The organism is Maritimibacter fusiformis, assembly GCF_008086115.1.
Lineage (GTDB): Bacteria > Pseudomonadota > Alphaproteobacteria > Rhodobacterales > Rhodobacteraceae > Muriiphilus > Muriiphilus fusiformis.
On sequence record NZ_VSIY01000011.1, the window covers coordinates 1 to 2459 of the forward strand.

Below are 2459 nucleotides of genomic sequence, written 5' to 3' on the forward strand. Positions count from 1 at the left end.
TAAGAACATCATCATGTTCTGGAGGCTGACCATGTTCTGGAGGCTGACATGGCGCAGCATTTTCTCCTGTCCGCGGCGGCACGAACATTGTCGCTCAAGGTGATTTTCTCGGAAGGCGAAGACGTGGCGTATCGCCGGTTCTGTCGGCTGCGCTGGCCCGAGACGGGGGGAAAGCCGATCTGCCCGGTCTGTGGCTGCATCGATGTCTATGATCTGAGTACTCGACGTCGATACAAGTGCGCGGCTTGTCATCCGCTGCCCGGCAGGCGATTGCGAAGCAATCGGCCGAGAGGGGCCAGTTCAGCGTAACCTCCGGCACCATCTTTGCCTCGCGCAAGCTGTCATTTGTCGATCTGCTCGGGGCGATTTGCCTGGTCGTGAACGCCTCCAAGGGGCTGTCGGCGGTCCAGCTCTCCCGCGATCTCGACGTGCAGCACAAGACGGCGTTCGTGCTGATGCACAAGCTCCACGAAGTGATGGCTGCGGAGACGCAGACTATCAATCTTGAGGGGGAGATGGAAGTGGACGGCGCCGCTTTCGGCGGGCATGTCCGGCCCGCCAACCTGCGCTCTGATCGTGTCGACCGCCGCATCCTTCGGAACCGCAGCGGTAAGCGCCGTGTGGTTGTGGTGCTACGCCAGCGCGGAGGTCGGACGATGACACGACCCTATCTGAGGGAAGCCCAGGGCGTTGACTTTGCTAGGGAAAATATCGCGGCGGGGACTGTCATCTCCGCCGATGAGGCTGCACATTGGGATATTCTCGAACCGGACTTTTACATGCGCCGGATCACCCATGCTGAGGCCTACAGCCTGGATGGGATTCACATCAATCTTGCAGAAAGCTACTTCTCGCGGCTCAGGCGCATGGTCGGTGGGCAGCATCTGAAGGTGGATGGCCGGCATCTCGGTGCCAATGCAACCGCTGCCCGCCTGGCTCGAAGATCATCGTCTGGAAAGCAACGGACGGCTGGCAGATCGGTTGATCGGCGGGGCGCTCGCCGCACCGGTTAGTCGGGACTGGAAGGGCTACTGGCAGCGATGCGCAGCGCGACGGCATCACCGGCTGCCCAGACGCACATGCCGTTTCGCTTTTCGACCATCCGGACCTGCTTGCGCCGCTTGGCGTGACGGAGCGCCTGAACGACCTTGAACACCACCGAGTTCCGAAGCGCCGTATCAGAAATGTCGAGACCTCGCGCGGCCGCGACCCTTTCGGCGAGCTCCCGTGTGGTCATCTCGCCATCCACGCCGAGATGCGGCGCGCAAATATCGGCGACCTCATCAAGGATCAGATACTTGATCTCGGCCGAGACGATTAACGGTCTTTTCAAGGCAGAAGTAATTCATCGCCGTGGGCCATGGCGCAGCTTCGACGCCGTGGAATATGCCACACTCGAATGGGTCGATTGGTTCAACAACCGCCGCTGGGTGGAACCCATCGGAAACACCCCGCCAGCAGAGGCCGAGGCAAACTTCCACGCAGCTCTGGAAACATCAGACATGGCCGCGTAGCTTAGACAAATCAGCCTCCGGCAAACCCGGGGCGTGTGTGGATGCCCCCGGTTTTGCAAGCTGATTTTTCGACGGTTGGGCTGGGCTTCAATCGGTCGTGTGTCAGGCCTCTCAATGTGGCTATACGACGCCACGGGCCGGTATGCTGTTCGGAAGGCGAGGCCCACATCGGTTCAGAGAGCTATGACGCTCGTGCCCCGGGACTGGGTGTCCCCACCTTGAACTTTGAAGTCCGTGTCGCTTACTCCGTCGGTCGATCACCTTGCCCAGGCCTTGCGGCCATGCCGCGTCCCTGTCGTGTCGGATCAGGGTCACGCCATTCTGTAATTCTCCTGTTTCGTTGTCATCGCCCAAATCATGCGGGCCATCTTGTTTGCCAGCGCCACCGCCGCCACCATCCGAGGTTTGCGCGCAACCAGGTTAGCCAGCCAGCGATTGGCGCTGCCGCCCTTGCGCACGACCCAGCGGATCACGCTCATGGCGCCGACAATCAGGAGTTTGCGGATGTCGCATTGCCCCATCTTGCTGGCAGCGCCAAGTCGGGCTTTGCCACCTGTTGATCGCTGTCGCGGCACCAATCCCAGCCATGCAGCAAAATTGCGCCCGCTGTCGAAGGTCGAGAGATCCGGTGCGAAGGCGGCAATGGCACCGGCAGTGACAGGCCCGATACCCGGCATCGTGCAGAGCCGCCGCAACTCGTTGTCAGTCTTCGAGGCGCGCTCAAGCTCGTCAGCCAATTGCTCGATAAGCTCGGTCGAGCGGCTGATCTGGTCAAGATAGAGCACGCCCATCGCGCGCACCGGGGCGGGCAAATCCACATCAGGCTGCGCGAGCGCCTGCTGCAGAATCTTCAAGCTGGCCGGACCCTTGGGAGCCACCGGGCCGAACTCCGCCAAATGGCCGCGCAACGCGTTGATCAACTGGGTCCGCTGCCGCACAAAGCAC

2 protein-coding genes and 2 pseudogenes are annotated in these 2459 nt (G+C 61.4%); 2 read left to right on the plus strand and 2 right to left on the minus strand.

Going from position 1 to position 2459, the window contains the following annotated elements:
• Window positions 1-48 precede the first annotated feature (48 nt).
• Window positions 49-1047: pseudogene (locus FVF75_RS12200) on the plus strand (IS1595 family transposase); the annotation flags it as partial.
• Here the strand turns inward: FVF75_RS12200 and FVF75_RS12205 are convergent.
• Complete coding sequence (locus FVF75_RS12205; protein WP_187393063.1) at window positions 1010-1333, minus strand: hypothetical protein; 324 nt, start codon at window positions 1331-1333, stop codon at window positions 1010-1012. The pseudogene FVF75_RS12200 and the gene FVF75_RS12205 sit on opposite strands and share 38 nt — an antisense overlap.
• Between FVF75_RS12205 and FVF75_RS12210 the strand changes: the two are divergent.
• A pseudogene (locus FVF75_RS12210) lies at window positions 1308-1514 on the plus strand (IS3 family transposase); the annotation flags it as partial. The gene FVF75_RS12205 and the pseudogene FVF75_RS12210 overlap by 26 nt on opposite strands.
• Window positions 1515-1825: 311 nt before the next feature.
• Here FVF75_RS12210 and FVF75_RS12215 read toward each other — a convergent pair.
• A partial coding sequence (locus FVF75_RS12215) for an IS110 family RNA-guided transposase (protein WP_148377337.1) occupies window positions 1826-2459 on the minus strand: 634 nt, incomplete at its 5' end.